General features: G+C 64.4%; 14 protein-coding genes. 5 read left to right on the top strand and 9 right to left on the bottom strand.

Annotation, left to right across the window (positions count from 1 at the left end; genetic code table 11):
• The first annotated feature begins 29 nt into the window (after positions 1–29).
• Positions 30–2,681 (top strand): malto-oligosyltrehalose synthase, encoded by a 2,652-nt coding sequence (gene treY, locus WMC41_RS27220; RefSeq protein ID WP_432349429.1) that lies wholly within the window; start codon positions 30–32, stop codon positions 2,679–2,681.
• A gap of 11 nt (positions 2,682–2,692) precedes the next feature.
• Here treY and WMC41_RS27215 read toward each other — a convergent pair whose 3' ends face one another.
• From WMC41_RS27215 to WMC41_RS27190, 6 genes are all read right to left on the bottom strand, one after another.
• Complete coding sequence (locus tag WMC41_RS27215; protein ID WP_432349428.1) at positions 2,693–3,541, bottom strand: sugar phosphate isomerase/epimerase family protein; 849 nt, start codon at positions 3,539–3,541, stop codon at positions 2,693–2,695.
• A complete protein-coding gene (locus WMC41_RS27210; RefSeq protein WP_432349427.1) occupies positions 3,541–4,746 on the bottom strand; it encodes an NAD(P)/FAD-dependent oxidoreductase in 1,206 nt (401 codons plus the stop codon). The genes WMC41_RS27215 and WMC41_RS27210 overlap by 1 nt, the downstream gene beginning before the upstream one ends.
• 48 nt (positions 4,747–4,794) lie before the next feature.
• On the bottom strand, positions 4,795–5,739 hold the full coding sequence (locus WMC41_RS27205; RefSeq protein WP_272808269.1) for a substrate-binding domain-containing protein: 945 nt from the start codon (positions 5,737–5,739) through the stop codon (positions 4,795–4,797).
• 78 nt (positions 5,740–5,817) lie between these two features.
• Positions 5,818–6,129, bottom strand: a complete 312-nt coding sequence (locus WMC41_RS27200) for a MocE family 2Fe-2S type ferredoxin (RefSeq protein WP_064333906.1) — start codon at positions 6,127–6,129, stop codon at positions 5,818–5,820.
• A complete protein-coding gene (locus tag WMC41_RS27195) occupies positions 6,126–7,160 on the bottom strand; it encodes a sterol desaturase family protein (protein ID WP_432349426.1) in 1,035 nt (344 codons plus the stop codon). Before WMC41_RS27195 ends, WMC41_RS27200 begins: the two co-directional genes overlap by 4 nt.
• 166 nt (positions 7,161–7,326) lie before the next feature.
• The gene (locus tag WMC41_RS27190; protein WP_432349425.1) at positions 7,327–8,328 is read right to left on the bottom strand and encodes a LacI family DNA-binding transcriptional regulator; all 1,002 of its coding nucleotides are present in this window, start codon (positions 8,326–8,328) and stop codon (positions 7,327–7,329) included.
• A 448-nt stretch (positions 8,329–8,776) separates the two neighbouring features.
• Here WMC41_RS27190 and repA point away from each other — a divergent pair, with 448 nt between their 5' ends.
• From repA to repC, 3 genes are all read left to right on the top strand, one after another.
• Positions 8,777–9,985 (top strand): plasmid partitioning protein RepA, encoded by a 1,209-nt coding sequence (gene repA / locus WMC41_RS27185; RefSeq protein ID WP_432349424.1) that lies wholly within the window; start codon positions 8,777–8,779, stop codon positions 9,983–9,985.
• 70 nt (positions 9,986–10,055) lie between these two features.
• On the top strand, positions 10,056–11,030 hold the full coding sequence (repB, locus tag WMC41_RS27180; protein ID WP_432349423.1) for a plasmid partitioning protein RepB: 975 nt from the start codon (positions 10,056–10,058) through the stop codon (positions 11,028–11,030).
• Positions 11,031–11,185: 155 nt separating this feature from the next.
• Positions 11,186–12,406 carry a plasmid replication protein RepC gene (gene repC, locus WMC41_RS27175; protein WP_432349422.1) on the top strand — a complete coding sequence of 407 codons (1,221 nt, stop codon included), beginning with the start codon at positions 11,186–11,188 and terminating at the stop codon, positions 12,404–12,406.
• A gap of 23 nt (positions 12,407–12,429) precedes the next feature.
• On the opposite strand, the gene WMC41_RS27170 is transcribed toward repC, so the two are convergent.
• From WMC41_RS27170 to WMC41_RS27160, 3 genes are all read right to left on the bottom strand, one after another.
• Positions 12,430–12,894, bottom strand: coding sequence for a hypothetical protein (locus WMC41_RS27170; RefSeq protein ID WP_432349421.1), 465 nt, complete (start codon positions 12,892–12,894; stop codon positions 12,430–12,432).
• Positions 12,895–13,108: 214 nt separating this feature from the next.
• Positions 13,109–14,221 carry a tyrosine-type recombinase/integrase gene (locus WMC41_RS27165; RefSeq protein WP_432349420.1) on the bottom strand — a complete coding sequence of 371 codons (1,113 nt, stop codon included), beginning with the start codon at positions 14,219–14,221 and terminating at the stop codon, positions 13,109–13,111.
• 692 nt (positions 14,222–14,913) lie between these two features.
• Positions 14,914–15,225: a hypothetical protein gene (locus tag WMC41_RS27160; protein WP_272808262.1), complete on the bottom strand. Its 312-nt coding sequence runs from the start codon at positions 15,223–15,225 to the stop codon at positions 14,914–14,916.
• 139 nt (positions 15,226–15,364) lie between these two features.
• On the opposite strand from WMC41_RS27160, the gene WMC41_RS27155 reads away from it, so the two are divergent.
• Positions 15,365–16,525, top strand: a complete 1,161-nt coding sequence (locus WMC41_RS27155) for a mandelate racemase/muconate lactonizing enzyme family protein (protein WP_244770668.1) — start codon at positions 15,365–15,367, stop codon at positions 16,523–16,525.
• The last annotated feature ends 17 nt before the right edge of the window (positions 16,526–16,542 follow it).

Here is a 16,542-nt window from a genome sequence, read left to right as displayed (position 1 = left end):
TTCGTGCCGCCGGCCAGCGAGGCAGTGCCTTGATCCCGATCCGCTCGACCTATCGCCTCCAGTTCCGCAACGGCATGGATTTTGCCCGGGCATGCGATCTCGTGCCCTATCTCGAGGCGCTCGGCATAAGCCATCTCTATGCCTCTCCCGTCATGACCGCGGTCGGTGGATCGACCCACGGCTACGACATCACCGATGCAAACGAAATCGACCCCGGCCTTGGCGGGCTCGATGGCTTGCGGCGCCTGTCTGTCGATCTCCGTGCCCGCGGCATGGGGCTCATCCTCGACATCGTGCCCAACCACATGGCTGCCCATCTGGAAAATCCCTGGTGGCGGAATGTCGTGACATGGGGCGCGGAAAGCCCCTTCGCCCGGTACTTCGATATCGACTGGTCCGAGCGCCTGACGCTTCCCTTCCTCGGTGATGGTTTTGACGCGGAGCTGGCAAGCGGGGCGATGAGCCTCGCGCTCGACCCGCGCGACGGGCTGCTGGCGCTTCGCTATCACGAGACCTTCTATCCACTTCATCCGCGCAGCTATCCGCTGGTCCTGGCCGATGCGGGGCCGCCGGCCCTTGCGGATCTGCGTGCGGCCGGTGCCGTCCTCCATCCCGGAGATGAGACGGAAAACCTGCACCGTCTGTCCGGCGTGCTTGCTGTCCCGGGCAATCGGGAGGTGATCACCGAAGGATTGGAGGCGATATCGCGGGATACTGCCCGGCTTCGTGCAATCCACGATGCCCAGCCCTGGCAGCTGACCGACTGGAAGACCGCCGGCCGGCACCTGACCTATCGTCGATTCTTCGAGATCGCCGGCCTGGTGGGCCTGCGCGTGGAGGATGCCCGCGTTTTCGAAGACAGCCACCGCCTGATCGTCGACCTCGTGCGCGAGGGGATCGTGGACGGGCTCAGGATCGACCATATCGACGGGCTTGCCGATCCTCTCGGCTATCTCGAGCTTCTGCGGGCCGCCGTCGGCTTTGCCCCCTATATCGTCACCGAAAAGATTCTTGAGAGGAACGAGCCCTTCCCGGCGGATTGGCCCGTCCAGGGCACGACCGGCTACGAATTCATCGGGGCGCTGGCGGACGCCCTTGTCGACGAACGGGGGCAGAAGCGCTTGCAACAGGCTTTCGCCGCGTTGAAACCGCCGGACCGGCAGCACGCCTACTCCGAGGAGAGGCGGAGCGCCAAACAGCAGATGCTGACGGAGAATTTCGCGGGCGAAGTGGCGGGCGTCGCAAGGCTTGCGAAGACGATCGCCGATGCGGGCGGGCTGGGTTTCGACCGCGCGATCCTGGCGGAGGCGATCCGTGTCTTCATCATCGCGCTCCCCGTCTACCGTACCTATACGACGGAGACTGTCGTGCCCGAAGGCGACCGCGCCTTGGTGCATGCGGTGCGCAAGAATGCGATCGAAGCCGCGCAGAAGGCCACGCTTCGTCCTGCGATCGATTTCGTGGCCGCGCTTCTGATCGACGATCCGGTTCCCGCCGAAGCAGGACCCCGCGCCGAATTCCGGCGACGTTTCCAGCAGCTCAGCGGCCCGATCATGGCAAAGGCGGTGGAGGACACCCTGTTCTACCGGGAAAATGCCGTTATCGCCCTCAACGAGGTCGGCGGCGACCCCGGCACCGCAGCTGGCGGCGTGCCGGCATTCGATGCCTTCATGGCGAACCGGGCGGAAGCCATGCCGAACGGCCTGTCGGCAAGCTCCACCCATGATACGAAACGGGGCGAGGACGCCCGTGCCCGGCTCTACACGCTGACCGAGGCGCCGGATGCCTGGATTGCCGCGACACGGCGGTGGAGCGGGCTCAATGCATCCCTGCGCCATGCGTCCGGTGGGCGAAGCGTGCCGGAACCGGAGGTGGAATGGCTCATCTACCAGTCGCTCGCCGGCATCTGGCCGTCCGGTGCTCCTGACGACCCCGCCGTACTGCGGATGCTGGGGGAGCGGATGAGGCTCTACGCCACCAAGGCCCTGCGCGAGGCGAAACGCGCCACGAGCTGGACAGAACCCGATGCCGAATACGAACGGATGGTCGGTGATTTCGTCGATGGTTTGATGCAGCACGATGCCTTCCTGCGGGATTTCGACGCGACACTTGCTCCCTTCATCGATGCCGGCCGGGTGAATGCCCTCAGCCAGGCGATGATCAAGCTGACGGCGCCGGGGATTCCCGATCTCTACCAGGGCAGCGAGCACTGCGATTTCTCCCTCGTCGATCCCGACAACCGGGCGATGCTGGATGCCGACGGAGTGGCGATCCCCGAAAGGCTCGAACCCGCCGGTACGGCCTTTCCCCTCTACAAGCAATGGCTCACGGCGACCGTGCTGGCGGCAAGACGGAAGAGCCCCCTCCCCTTCTCGGGTCCCTACCAGCCCCTCGCCGTTTCCGGCGGCGACGGTGGCGCGCTTGCCTTCCTGCGCGGCACGCAGCAGGCCTTCGCGATCGTCGCCGTTCCCCGGCTCACCTTTGGAAAGGTGACGCCCGGCACTCTGCTGTTGCAGGATACAGCCCTGCGCGAGATGGCCGCTGCCCTCCCCTCTCGCCTGGTTGGCCGCGTCGTGCGCTCCGTTCTCGATGGAGATACTTTCACGCTCGGCCAGGATCTCCCGCTTTCCCTCCTCTTCGCCAAGTCCCCTGCGGCACTGCTCCTTTCGGTGGACCAGTAGGTAAGCGTTCGTTAACCATCCCGAGCGGGCACGGCGCTGGTAGCCCAGAGATCGAGCGCCATCCGGCGGAGCTGAAGCGCCTCCTCCCACCGGTCCGTCGTGTCGTTGCCGTCCCGACCGGTGATCGCATAGGGTTTCGGCCCCAGCTCGCAGGTGAAGACCAGCGTGGCGTTCTCGGCTGCGCGGGAGCGCCAGTCGCGGAAGCCGTAGTCCCACCACGCGCGGAAGAGATCGACCCAGGGGCGGTGATGCGGGAAGGAGATTTCGATCTGCACCTGCTCGCGCGAGGCGACACGGCCGTGGAAGGCCTGGGCATTGTTGAGGATGCGCCGGATCAGCGCATGGTTCTCCTGCGAGACCGGAAAGGCGAACTCCCGGCCGACCAGGAAATGCGAGAGGTCGGCGAGAAGCGGTAGGTCGGGCCGCCGGTCGAGGAGATCGAGCGTGAAGTAGAGGTCCGTGGTCATCCGGTCGCGATGCGTCTCGATATAGACGGGAACGCCTGCCTTTTCGGCAAGCTCCATCCATCCGTCGAGAAGCGGCAGGCAATCCTCGATCCGGCGTGGGCGGACATCGGGTTGCAGGTTGATATGGCTGACCGGGAATTCGGCGGCCAGCTCCAGCGGCAGGCGCAGGTCGTCTACGCTGCGGGGGAAGCAGACGCCTTCGATCTTCAGGCCGGTGCCGCTTAGTGTCTCGTTAAGGCGGGTGACATCGGCGCGGTTGGTATAGTGCGCGCTGACACCGTCGAACCCTGCCCTTGCGATCATCTCGATGTTTTCCGCAAGGCTGCGCTCATGACCATCCGTATGGCGGCGCTCCATGGCCCAGAGCGACTGGAAGACGAGCAGCGTCTGCATCAGGCGGCCCGGGCGCTCTTGAGAAGCGCCTTGAGGTTGACGGCCGGATCGGCAAGCGCCGGGAGATCGGGACGGATGCCGGCGGCAATCAGCATCTCGGCCAGCTTGATGTCCCTCGCCACCGCGTTGCCGGCGCCGAGGCCGGCTGCCGCCACGAGGCGACCGCCCGCAAGGTAGAATTCCAGTTCGCCCCCGGCAACCGGTCGCAGGATGCTCTGGTGCCCCGGTTGGGGCAGGCCTGCCACCTGCAGGCCGAGATCGTATTGATCGGACCAGAACCAGGGCGTGGCGGCAAAGGCCTCGTGGGCGCCGGTCATGTTCCGCGCGGCCGTCTCGGCCTGGCTGCGCGCATTGCGCCAGCTCTCGAACCGCATGGCGCCGCCGCCCGGTTGGGAGACGGCGGCACAGTCGCCGGCGGCGAAGATATGCGGGTCGCTCGTGCGCAGGAAGCTGTCGGTGAGGATGCCGTTCGCCGTTGCGAGCCCTGCCCTCTCGGCAAGCGCAATATCGGGCAGAACGCCGATGGCCGAGATGACGGTGCCGGCGGGAACGCGGCTGCCATCGGCAAGCATGACGGCATCGGGGGTGATTTCGGCAATGCCGAGACCGAGATGAAAATGCACGCCCTCCTCCCGGTGCCGGGCATGCAGCCTTTCGGCAAAGCGTGGCGGAACCGCCCGTCCCAGCGGCCTGGGCGCTGCCTCGATGATGCTGACGGCAATGCCCTTGCCCCGCAGCACCGCGGCAAGCTCCATGCCGATCAGCCCGCCGCCGATGATGGCGACAGGCCTGCCGGTTTCAGCGCGGGAAAAGAGGGCCGCGGCATCGCGATAGGTGCGGAAGTCGAGCGCGCGCTCGGCGCCGGGGCATGCCAGCCGGCGGGGCTGGGCGCCGGTGGCAAGCAGGAGTTTGCCATAGGACAATATCCGGCCGTCGCTGAGGGCTATGCTGCGGCGGGCGGCGTCGATGCGGATGGCGGCGAGGCCCTGGTGATAGACAATGCCGGCGGCTTCCAGTGCCCCGGCCGTGCAGATCGCCTTCATCTGCACGGCTCCGTCCAGCGGTTTGGAGAGCGGCGGACGCTCATAGGGCAGGTGCGGCTCCGTGCCGATCAGCGTGACGGCGCCGGAAAATCCGGCTTCGCGGGTGGCAAAGGCTGCGCGGGTGCCGGCCTCGCCCGCCCCGATGATGACGATATCGTCCATGCTGGTCTCCGTGGAAAGGGACCGGCGCGGGGCGCCGGTCGGGGAGGATCAGTTCCGGCTGGCGTAGTCAGCCATGTTCTTCGGCGTGACGAGCTCGAAGGGCACCCAGACCTGCTTTTCGATCGCCTCGCCGCGCACCAGCGCCACCGCGGTATCCACCGCGCTTGCCGACTGGCCCTTGGCATTCTGGAACACGGTCGCGTCGAGGTCGCCCGCCGCCATGGCGGCAAGGCCGTCCTGCGTCGCGTCGATGCCGATGACGATCACGTCGTCCATGGAGACGCCCGCTGCCTTGAGGGCCTGGATCGCGCCGATCGCCATTTCGTCATTGTTGGCGAAGACCACGTCGATGGGCCGACCGGCGGTGATCCAGTTGGTCGTCAGGTCCATGGCATTGGTGCGCGTCCAGGCGCCGGACTGTTCGTCGGCTATGGTGACGCCCTTGCAGTCGCTGGCGGCCAGCGCGTCCTTGAACGAGGAGGTACGGTCGCGCGAGGCCTGGTGGGCAAGGTCGCCCATCAGGATGTAGACCTGCGCATCGCTCGCCTTGCCCTTTTCCTTCAGCAGGGAACAGGCGGCTTCCGCGCCAAGTTCGCCGGAATCGGTCTCCTTGGATCCGACATAGGCCTGCTTTTGCGGCAGCGCGCCGACATTGTCGGGCTCGAGATTGAGATAGACGAGCGGGATGCCGGCTTTTTCGGCCGCCTCGCTGATGCCGGGAGCGGCGGAGGTGTCCGTCAGCGTCATGATGATCGCGTCCACCCCTGCGGCGATGAAGTTGTTCACCTGGTTGAGCTGCTTGGAAATGTCGGTCTGGGCGTCCTCGATCTGGACATTGACGCCATTGATCTCGGCGGCCCGCGCGCCGATCCCCTCGCGCAAGAGGGTCTGGAAATTGTTGTCGAAACTCTGCATCGAGACGCCGATCGTCTCGGCTGCGGCAGCACTTCCCATCAAGGCGGCCAGAGCGGCCGCCAGGCACATGGATTTCATGGTATCCTCCCAATGTGGGTGCCGGTCCACCCGCTCGCACTCCGGAGGCCCGACGGGCCCGCTTGTCGGCACGCCGCCCTAGCCGAGGGCGACGCGAACCTCTCCGTCGATCACCTCGGCGGGATAGGTTTTCAGGTTCTCGCAGGCCGGCAGGCGCAGGGCCTCGCCGGTGCGATAGTCGAAGGCGCCGGAATGCTTGGGACATTCCACCTCGAAATCCATGACCAGCCCTTCGGCAAGATGGATCGCCTCGTGGGTGCACAGGCCAGCGGTGCAATAGACGCTGTCGTCCGGCGCGCGGTAGATCGCGTAGGTGCGGCCGCCATGATCGAAGCGGATGGCGCCTTCCTGTTCGATATCGGTGAGCTTGCAGGCTTGAACCCAGGTCATTCGGCGGCTCCCTGGACTTCAGCGCGGGCCTTGCGGGCGGCGAGCTTTTCCTTGCGCCTGCGGTAGCGCTCCTGCATGCGGGCCTCGCCTTCCGCCGAGCCGTCGTGCCAGGTGCCGAACCATTTATCGAGCGGGATCAGGGCGTCGCCGTAGTTCACCTCGAAATATTTGTGGTGCAGGTAGTGCGCATAGGCGTGGCTGTCGACCAGCGTCTCCTCGCCGACCTCCACCTTGTCGAAGCCGACATGGCCGGGAATGGCGCCGAAGCCGGCATAGTGGAGCTGGTAGAGCATCAGGACGGGGTTCGACGGCAGGATCAGGTGGTAGAAAGCGGTGCCGAGATAGAGCAGGTGCTCGACCGGATGCATCGACAGCGACGACCAGGGCGACGGGTTCACCGAATTGTGGTGGACCGAATGCACCCACTTGTAGAGGAACGGCGTATGGATGAGCCGGTGGATGCAGAAGAAGTGGAACTCGTGGATGATCGGCACCACAAGGGCGACGAGTGCCAGCGTCCACGGATTTTCGGCAAAGCTCAGCCAGGGCGCATAGCCATTGGCATAGGCCCAGAGCATGGCGACCTCGATCGCCGTCCAGATGGTGACGCCCGAAAGGAACGTGCGCAGGATGTTGTCGAGGTTCTGGCTCTCGAACCAGAAGGCCTTGTTCTTCTGGTCGGCGGGGAATTTTCCGTTGTACTTGAAGCGGTTTTCCTGCCGCTTCAGCACATAGAGATGCAGTTCGAAGGCGCCGTAGAAGAGAAGAACGCAAACCGCATTCACCGCATAGAGCCAGGCGGCCCAGCCGATGCCGAGGGTCTGCATCGTCTCGACCGGCGGGGTCACCCAGGCCCAGTAGGCGACGGCAGAGGCCGCGAAGATGGCGTTCCACGGAAAGAAATAGTGCGGCAACCACTTGAGGATCGCCAGGAAGCGGGGCGGAAAGGTAAACAGCGGCGCGGTTTCCACCGGCTGGTTCGGCGCCCAGTCCCCGCGCTTGTTGCGCGTTCCGTATTGCAGATCGTCCATTGCGCTCTCCCTCGGACGTGCGGGTGCATCGGCACCCGCGGAATTTCCCTGTTGGAAGGAGCGCATGCCGCGCCGCTCGCCGCGTTGCGCCTTGCCGGCTTTCCTCCCGACTTGGAAATTATCAAGAGCTCGCCGGAATGCCGAAGGGTTCCTTGATCAAATCAGATCAGAGGCCCTCGGCGGTGATGGTGATGAAGCGGATGGGGCTCGGGTCTGGTTCGACATCCGTCAGGCCGATGCGGCGCAGGACGAGATCGAGCGCGCGCTGGGCCTGTGCTTCCGGCGCCTGGTCGAGAACGACATCCATGATGCCCTCGCTGAGCGCCGCGCGGGTATAGTCGGTCAGCTCGTGCCCGACGAACAGGATGTCCCTGCCCCGTGGATGGCGACGCAGAACGCTGATCAGCGCGGAATTGGCCCCTCCGGCATTGTAGAGGCCGACGAGACCGGGATATTTCTCCAGCGCGATGGCAAGGGTCTCCGCGCTGAAATGCTCCTCGTCCCGGGTGAAGCCGAGCCATTCGAAGGCGATCGGGCCGGGATGGGCGGCGAAATAATCGGAAAAGCCGCGGATGCGGTCGCGGTGCACCTGGTAGATCGGATGGCAGAGGGCGACGACGGGGCCGTCTGCCCGGGCCATGCGGGCGATGAACCAGGCGGCCGTCCGCCCGGCGGCCTGGTTGTCGATGCCGACGAACGCGCCGGTCTTTTCCGAGGCGCGGGTGACGACATGCACGACGGGCACCCCCTGGGCCGCCACCGCCTCCACCGCCGCCTTGATGAGCGGGCTGTTGGGCACGGCGAGGATGAGGCCCGCCCGCGGCAGGTCGATCGAGCGGATATGGCGCGCGATCTGCTCCGGGTTCATCTCCTCGGTAAAGCTGCGATGCACCACGACCAAGGGATCCAGTGTCGCGGCGATGCGCTCGAACGCCTTGGACAGGCGCCGGTAGAACGTCGTCTCGGGACGGACCATCAGGACTTCGATGCGCAGCAAGCCGCGATGCGCATCGGGCAGCGTGCGGGGATAGTTGAGGCTGCGGGCGGCGATCACCACCTTCTCGGTCAGTTCGGGGCGCACGCCGCCACGCCCGTTCAATACCCGCTCCACCGTCGCGGTGCCGACCCCGGCAAGGCGGGCAATGTCCTTGTAGTTGGACTTGCTCATTGTATCGCGGGCTCCTCGAACCGGTCCGTGCTTCGCCCGGCAGGCCTCGCGCCTGCCGCGGGTTTTCGCATGAATGCATCATCGAATCCCTGTCTCCAACAAGGCCTGATCCCGACAAATCTGTCGATGGGCCTTCCATTGTCGCAAGGCATGGGCGGAATGCGACGCGGATGGCAGGATGAAGCGCGATTCGGCCGCCCGGATCGTCGGCCGCCGGCGCGACCATGACGCAAGGGTGCCGCGAAGCATCGGAAGGCGCGAGGCGGTCGCCTGCGGCTGGGTGAAAAAGCAAAGCTGCGGCAAGGTGTTAGCTTCTCGCTGCCGTTTCATGGCAGCCGGCTGGCAGGTTGTTAACCTTAAAAACCTTGCCCCCCCTAGAGAATCGCACATAATCACGCTTATGTAGCCTTTTACGGCTGAAAATCGTTATCTGAGAGAATGACCGTTCATGAACGCTAATCCCAGCGCTTCGGTGCACAACCCCGTGAATTTCGAGGACCAGATCCTCGAACAGGGCGATCTGATCTCGAAGAAGCTGCATCTGCTCAGCGTGCAACGATTCCCGCCGAATGCGAGGAAGACCTTACGACCATTCTCGCTGGCCGAGGTTGCGAACTATGTCGGTGTTTCGCAGAGCACCTTGAAGAAACTGCATCTCGACGGCAAGGGCCCCTCCCCGCAGACCTCGCCTTCCGGCCGCCGCTCCTATACGGCCGGGCAGATGCTGGAGCTGCGCCAGTATCTCGACCAGCACGGCCGTTCGGAAAGCCGCATGTATGTGCCGCATCGCCGCAATGGCGAGAAGCTGCAGGTGGTTGCCGTCGTCAACTTCAAGGGCGGTTCCGGCAAGACGACGACCGCGGCGCATCTGGCGCAATATCTCGCCCTGACGGGGCATCGGGTGCTGGCGGTCGATCTCGACCCGCAGGCCTCGCTCTCCTCCCTGCACGGCTTTCAGCCGGAGCTCGACCAGGTGGCGTCGATCTACGATGCCATCCGCTATGATGGGGAGAAGAAGGCTCTCGCCGATATCATCCGGCCGACCAATTTCCCCGGGCTCGATGTCGTTCCGGCCAATCTCGACCTGCAGGAATACGAATACGACACGCCGCTTGCCATGGCGGACAAATCGTCGAACGAGGGCAAGACCTTCTTCACCCGCATCTCGCGGGCGCTGGCCGAGGTGGACGACAAGTACGATGTCGTGGTGATCGACTGCCCGCCGCAGCTCGGCTACCTGACGCTGACGGCCCTGACGGCCGCGACCAGCGTGCTCATCACCATCCATCCGCAGATGCTGGACGTCATGTCGATGGGCCAGTTCCTGCTGATGCTGGGCGGCATTCTGAAGCCGATCCGCGCGGCCGGGGCCGAGGTCAATCTTTCCTGGTACCGCTACCTCATCACCCGCTACGAGCCGATGGATGTGCCGCAGGCGCAGATGGTCGGCTTCATGTCGACCATGTTCCACGAGTTCATGCTGAAGAACCAGATGGTGAAGTCCACGGCCGTCTCCGATGCCGGCATCACCAAGCAGACGCTCTACGAGGTCGAGCGCGCCACCATGAATCGCGCAACCTATGACCGCGCGCTGGAATCGCTCGATGCCGTCAATGAGGAAATCACAGATCTTATCCACCGTTCGTGGGGTCGCTGATTTGTCGGCTGACAAAATCGGTATTTATTGAAGGAAAAACAATAGGCTGAGGCCTATCGGGACTGACAAGATGGCAAGAAAGAATCTCCTCGAAGGCCTGGCGGCCCTGACCGACGACAGCACCGTCACCGCTTCCTATCCCATGCGGGGCGCCGGCAAGTCGCTTGTCCGCTCGCTCGACGAGCTTGCCAAGCAGGCGGACCGCTTTCTCGAAGGGGAGGCGGTCGTCGAGTTCGATCCGGACCTGATCGACGATTCCTTCGTGCAGGATCGCCTGGCGCAGGACAATGACGATTTCCGAGAGCTCGTCGAGGCAATCCGCGAACGGGGCCAGGACACGCCGATCCTCGTGCGGCCCCATGCCACGGCGGCCGGGCGCTACCAGGTCGTCTTCGGTCACCGGCGGTTGCGGGCGGCCCGGGAGCTCGGCCGCAAGGTCAAGGCGGTCGTCAAGTCGATCGACGACCGCACCCACGTCATCGCGCAGGGCCAGGAAAACTCCGCGCGCGCCAACCTGACCTTCATCGAGCGGGCGCTCTTCGCGCGGCGCCTGGAGGATCTGGGGTATGACCGGGAGGTCATTGCCTCGGCACTGGCCGCCAATGCGGCAGCGATCTCCAAGATGATGTCCGTCACGGAGCGCATCCCGGCCGACGTCATCCGCGCGATCGGTGCGGCGCCGGGCATCGGGCGGGAACGCTGGGTCGAGCTTTCCCTCCTGGCCGGCAAGGCATCCAACAATGACAAGGTGCGCGGCATCGTCCGTGACGCCGACTTTCAGGCGCTGGCGCCGGACGAGCGCTTCCTGGCGCTCTATGCCGCGCTGAACAAGAGCACACGCCCGGTCCGGAAGGCCGAGCCCGCTTCAGCCAAGGTCAAGTGGGAGCCGCAGGACAAGGCTGTGCTGGCGGAGATCAAGAACAGCGGCAAGGTCTTTTCGCTGTCGATGAAGGCGAAAAATGCCGCCCGTTTCGGTGACTTTCTTTCGCGCAATCTGGACGCGCTCTATGCGCAGTTCCTGGACGAGGAAAACAAGGGAGACTGAACAGCAAAAGAAAAAGGCCCCCAAGCGGTTGCCCACGTGGAAGCCTCTCTCAGAACTAAGCACTCCGAGAATCGCATTTCCACGAATCACAGTCAAGAGTTTTTGGCACCCTTTTTGGTGAGCGGATTTCTTTTGCCTTTTGGAAGGTGAAGGAAATGCAGAGTGGATATGTGACGACGCCCTTTGGGCGGCGGCCGATGACGCTTGCGCTGGTGAAAAACCAGTTCGAGGCGGCCAATATCAAACGCGGGAAGTCCGTCGACAAGTGGAAGATCTATCGTGACGCCTGCGATGCGCGTTCCCTGATGGGCCTGCGCGACCGGGCGCTAGCGGTTCTCAGCGCGCTTTTATCGTTCCATCCCGAGGTGGAATTGAAGGAAGACGCCAATCTGATCGTCTTTCCTTCCAACGCGCAGCTCTCGGCACGGGCAAACGGCATTGCCGGCACGACCCTTCGCGAGAACCTGTCGCTCCTCGTTCAGGCGGGCCTCATCAACCGCCAGGACAGCCCCAATGGCAAGCGCTACGCGCGAAAGGGCAGGGATGGCGTGATCGAGACCGCCTATGGCTTCAGCCTGGCGCCCTTGCTCGCGCGCTCGGAGGAGCTTGCACGGATGGCCCAGCAGGTGGCTGAGGAACGCCGGCACCAGAAGATCGTCCGGGAACGCATCTCCATCACGCGCCGGGATATCCGCAAGCTGATCTCCGCGGCGATGGAGGAGGGGGCTGCCGGCGACTGGAGCCTCATCGAGGATCACTATGTGGCGGCTGTCGCCCGGCTGCGTTTCGCAAAACAGGCAACCGAGCTGGAAGGATGCCTCGACGAATTGGCCCTGTTGCGCGATGAGATCGTCAACATGCTGGAAGATCAGCTTATTTCGAAAAAATCCGACACCAATGATGTCGAATGCCGTCAGCATATACAGAATTCAAAATCCGACTCCATCCATGAACTTGAACCTAGCTCTAAAAAAGAGCAGGGCGAACCGTCGGTTTCCAACCGGGAGCGTCCAGCAGAACCGGGAAGGGCATTCCCGTTGAGCATGGTGCTGCGGGCGTGCCCTGAAATCGGGATGTACGGGCCGGACGGGGCAATTTCCCGCTGGCGGGACCTGATGGCGGCCGCCGTGGTCGTCCGCTCGATGCTGGGTGTCAGCCCATCAGCCTATCAGGAGGCCTGCGAAACCATGGGACCCGAAAACGCGGCCGTCGCGATCGCCTGCATTCTCGAAAGGGCGGGGCATATCAGTTCGCCCGGCGGCTATCTGCGTGACCTGACACGGAAAGCGGCGCGCGGCGAGTTCTCGCTCGGCCCCATGCTCATGGCGCTGCTGCGCGCGAATGGCAAGGCGGTGCCAGTCGGGAATGCCGGCTAGGCCGTACGTTTGCTAAAATTGTGCTAGCCTTGGCATGCCTTGGTGAGGTTGCGGACATGCACGGCATCCTGCTCGGTCGTCGAGAATGTCCGCATCTCTTGTCCGTCTGAGGCCAGCGTGAAACCACTGTGCAACAGATCGACAAGGCGTTGCTCCATCGACGTTTGGCCATCGATCGCGTAGCGGCCATTGTGTATCTGAGCGGTTCCATCGATCACAAGCACGCTATCGCCGCTTGAAAGCGTGAGGCGCACGGCCTTCTTCCCGGGAGAAGCGGTTTCGGGATAAAAGGCGATGACGGCATCGGTGTAGCCTTGCGTGCAGGTCACGGCGAACACCACGTCGCCGGAGGAGGGGTCATAATAGGCTAGGGTCAGCGTCGGCGCCTGGTCTTCATGCAGAAACCAGCCTTTTGGTACGCTCGATTGGGCCGAAATGGCCATGGCGAGGATAAGGGACAAGATCGCTGCAGTGAACCGTCGCACCATGGAACCCTCCCCAGCCGGCCCGGACGATACTGGCCCCGTCCCCGCGACGCGCGCAAGCCCTTCTCTTGTCGGGCCGCCCATCCGTCAACCGATGTGGTGCAGTGACGTTGCCCGTCTCCCCGAGAGGGCAGGGGGCTTTCCTGGGTGGTTCGAGCCGACGCCCTAATGCCGGCGATAGGAGGCTCATAAAACTTCGAACCGGGCCAGCCCTCGGCTAAAGCCCGGCGGCCTTAGTGAGGTTGACGCGGAAGCGGTCTCGGCGGCGCTGGTAGCGGCGGGTCATCTCGGCCGAGGCGTGGCCGAGATGCTTCTGGACATGGCGCTCGTCGACCTCGGCCGAGGAGGCGAGCCCGGCGCGCAGCGAGTGGCCGGCGAAGGCCTGCATCCGCTCGGCCTCCGGCAGGTCGCCGCGCACCCCGGCGCAAAGCGCCGCCTTCTTGACGAGGCGCGCCACCTCCTGGTCGTTGAGCCGGTCCGGACCGACGGCCTTGCCCCGGCCCGTCACGCGGCGGAAGAGGGGGCCACGGGCGATCTTGGCAAAGCGGATCCAGGTTTCCAGCGCGGCGACGGGGCAGGTGGCATCGGACGAGCCGCGGCCGATCTCGACCTCGCGCCAGCCCGTCTTGCCGCGCAGCGTCACCAGCGCGCCCTTGTCGAAGATCTCGATCCAGCCGCGGCCGTCCTCGCTCTGGTCGCGGCCAAGGTCGAGGCCGACGATCTCCGAACGGCGCAGGCCGCCGGCAAAGCCGACGAGCAGCATGGCCCGGTCGCGCAGGCCCCGCAGCGTGCCGCGGTCGAGCGTCTCCAGCATGGCGATGAGGTCCTCGGGAAGCAGGGCCTCCTTCTGGCGCGGCGGGGCGGCATGGCGGTTGCGGATGCCGGCCATGACCGTGGCGATGGCGCGGTCCTTGCGGTCGAGGGGCTGGCCGCGCTGCGCGCAGTTCCAGCCGATCGCGGCAAGGCGCCGCTCGATGGTGGAGACGGTGTTCGGCTTGCCGCCGCGCTCTGCCGTGCCGGAGGCGCAGGCGGTGATGTAGAGGCCGACGACCTGCGGGTCCGCAGGGAAGGGGGAAACGTTCTGCCGGCGGCACCAGGCGGAAAAGTGCTTCCAGTCGGAGGCGTAGGCCTTTCGCGTGTTGGCGGCGCTGGCGGCCTCGACATAGGATCGGGCACGTTCGGTGAGGTCCTGCAGGTGGGCCGGCAGGGCAGGGGAGGCGGACGGCGCGGCAACGGCGGTGGCCATGCCGTCGACAGCCGGCGCGCTGTGCGGCGGTGCAGAGGTCTGCGGAGGATGAAGTTCGCTATTGCGGTCGTCGATTCGGCTCATTTCTTCATAATGCGCACAACGAGCGATAAGGCAACGTTATCCGGCATATTAAAGGTTTTGCGGGCGGTGTTGTTTTGGCGGAAAAGAATGGTCAAACCGCTCGCGCACTGCAGCTTATTCGCCATGGACTGGTCTGCGTGCGCTCTTCAGCGTCTCCTGTGAGACTGCCGTAGATTACCCGGCTGGGTGTTAAAAAAAGCTGAAATATTGTAAGCCCTTAGGGCTTGTCTGGACCGGGTGCCGGCGATCTCGCGAAACCCAGAAATGCTGCTCTTTCGCCGAACGGCTGACCACCTGCGGTGAGGACGAAGCGATGCTGCTCACTCGCGCCGTACGGATGGGTGTTTTGGCCTTCGAAGAAGTTTCCATGCGAAGGGCCTGCCCTCTCCTCGAAGGCCGTTGCTGAACTGGCCAGATTTGCATGGGACGACCGGCTTGCCGTGGATACCGCACCGGCCTCAGTGCTTCGGCGGCAAGTGCGATCGCCGAAGCATGCCTGCCTGTCGTGACAGATGAGGAAGCGATAATTTTGTCATGGGCAGCTCTGTGAAGGCGTGCATTCGGCGCTGGACGATGCGGCGTGTCCTTCAGGGTGGACGGGCAAAGGCAATGGGCGGCGATATCTGCACCCGTCTTTGCGGGTTTACACGCCGTCACCCAAAATGGCGCTCTCCGGTGCAGAGGCGAGGATCTCAGCGGTTCTGCACCGCGTCGGCTTCCTGGCTGACGTGCCGTTCGAACTTTGCCAGCAGGCGATGCATGGCCCTGCGTGCTTCCTCGAAGTCCGGGGACGCGGCCCTGGCTGCCCGGTCGGCTTCATATGCTGCTCTGGACGCGAACCTGCACTCCCAGCGGACATCCGGACCGTCTCCTTCCAGCTTGACGAGGATCAGCCCTGGCTCGAGCCCGAGCCCGCGCCTGATCTCGCTTGCCTTGCGGCGCTGCTCAAGCACCGCGTCGGCCAGGCCCTCCCTGGCGAAGTAGTTGGTCGCTTCAACGATCATGTTTTCCCTCCCGCCTGCCGGTGCAAAAAATCGATCCGGCCATCCTTGACATTCCAAATCATGATCATAAAGTGTGATCACAATAGATGATCGCATTCTACAACGAGATGTCTGCGACGACAAGGAGAAGGTGGAGCCAGTGCCAACGATCAAGTCCATCGAAACATTGATTGTCCAATTGCCCACGCGGCGCGAGCACAAGTGGGCGGGCCTCACCGAGGTCATCGGCCGCTACGTCATGGTCAGGATGACCGATAGCGACGGCCGGGTCGGATGGGGCGAGGCGCCGGCGCTCAAGGACTGGGGCGGGGAGTTCGGCCGCTATTTCGGCGAATCCGCCATGATCACCCGCGCGGTCATCGACACCTATCTCGCGCCCGCGGTCATCGGGCTGGAACTCGGCAATTTCGCGGAACTGCATGCCCGGATGGATGCGATCATCCGTGGTTATCCCTATTCGAAGGCTGCGGTCGAGTTTGCGGCCTATGATCTTGCCGGCCGCTGGCTGAACGTTCCCGTGCACACCCTGCTCGGCGGCAAGGCGCGCGAACGGGTGCCGGTCACCCATTCCATCGGCCTGATCTCCATCGAAGAGGCGCGGTCCGAGGTCGCCAAGCTGGTCGCGGAAGGCGTCAGGACGATCAAAGTGAAGATCGGCGTCGATCCGGCGCGGGACGTTGCCATGGTCGATGCCGTGCGGGAGGTCGCCGGCGATGCGGTCGAGATCTGCGTCGATGCCAACGAGGGCTACAAGACGCCGGGCGAGGCCGTGCAGACCGTGCGCAAGATGGAGAAGAACGGGCTCAAATATGTCGAGCAGCCGGTGATGGGCATCGAGCGGATCGCCGAGGTCGGCCGCCGGATCGATGCGCCCGTCATGGCCGACGAATCGGCCTGGAATGCCCATGATTCCATCCAGATCGTCCAGAATGGCGGTATCCAGATCGTCTCGATCTACACGACAAAGGCGGGCGGCCTCTACAAGGCGATGGAGGTGGGCGCGGTCTGCCGCGCCGCCGGCATCCTCTGCAACGTCAACGGATCGATCGAGACCGGCATCGGCAACCTCGCCAATGTCCAGCTCGCCGCCGCGTCACCGGCGGTGACCTTGTCCTGCGTCATTCCCGTATCGACGCCGGCCGAGGCGCAGCATGGCCAGGTCGGCGGCATCTACTACAAGGACGACCTTCTGGTCGAGCCGATGCAGTTCGTCGACGGCGCGATCGTCGTGCCGACGGGGCCTGGCATGGGCATCGATGTCGATCTTGCCAAGGTCGAGAAATATCGCGTTCGCGACTGAGCGTCCGCCAGCAAACG

Source organism: Shinella yambaruensis, from assembly GCF_050859155.1.
In the GTDB taxonomy this organism is placed as follows: Bacteria; Pseudomonadota; Alphaproteobacteria; order Rhizobiales; family Rhizobiaceae; genus Shinella; species Shinella yambaruensis.
The sequence above is the reverse complement of the archived record's forward strand: the minus strand, read 5'-3'. Positions and strand labels throughout refer to the sequence as shown.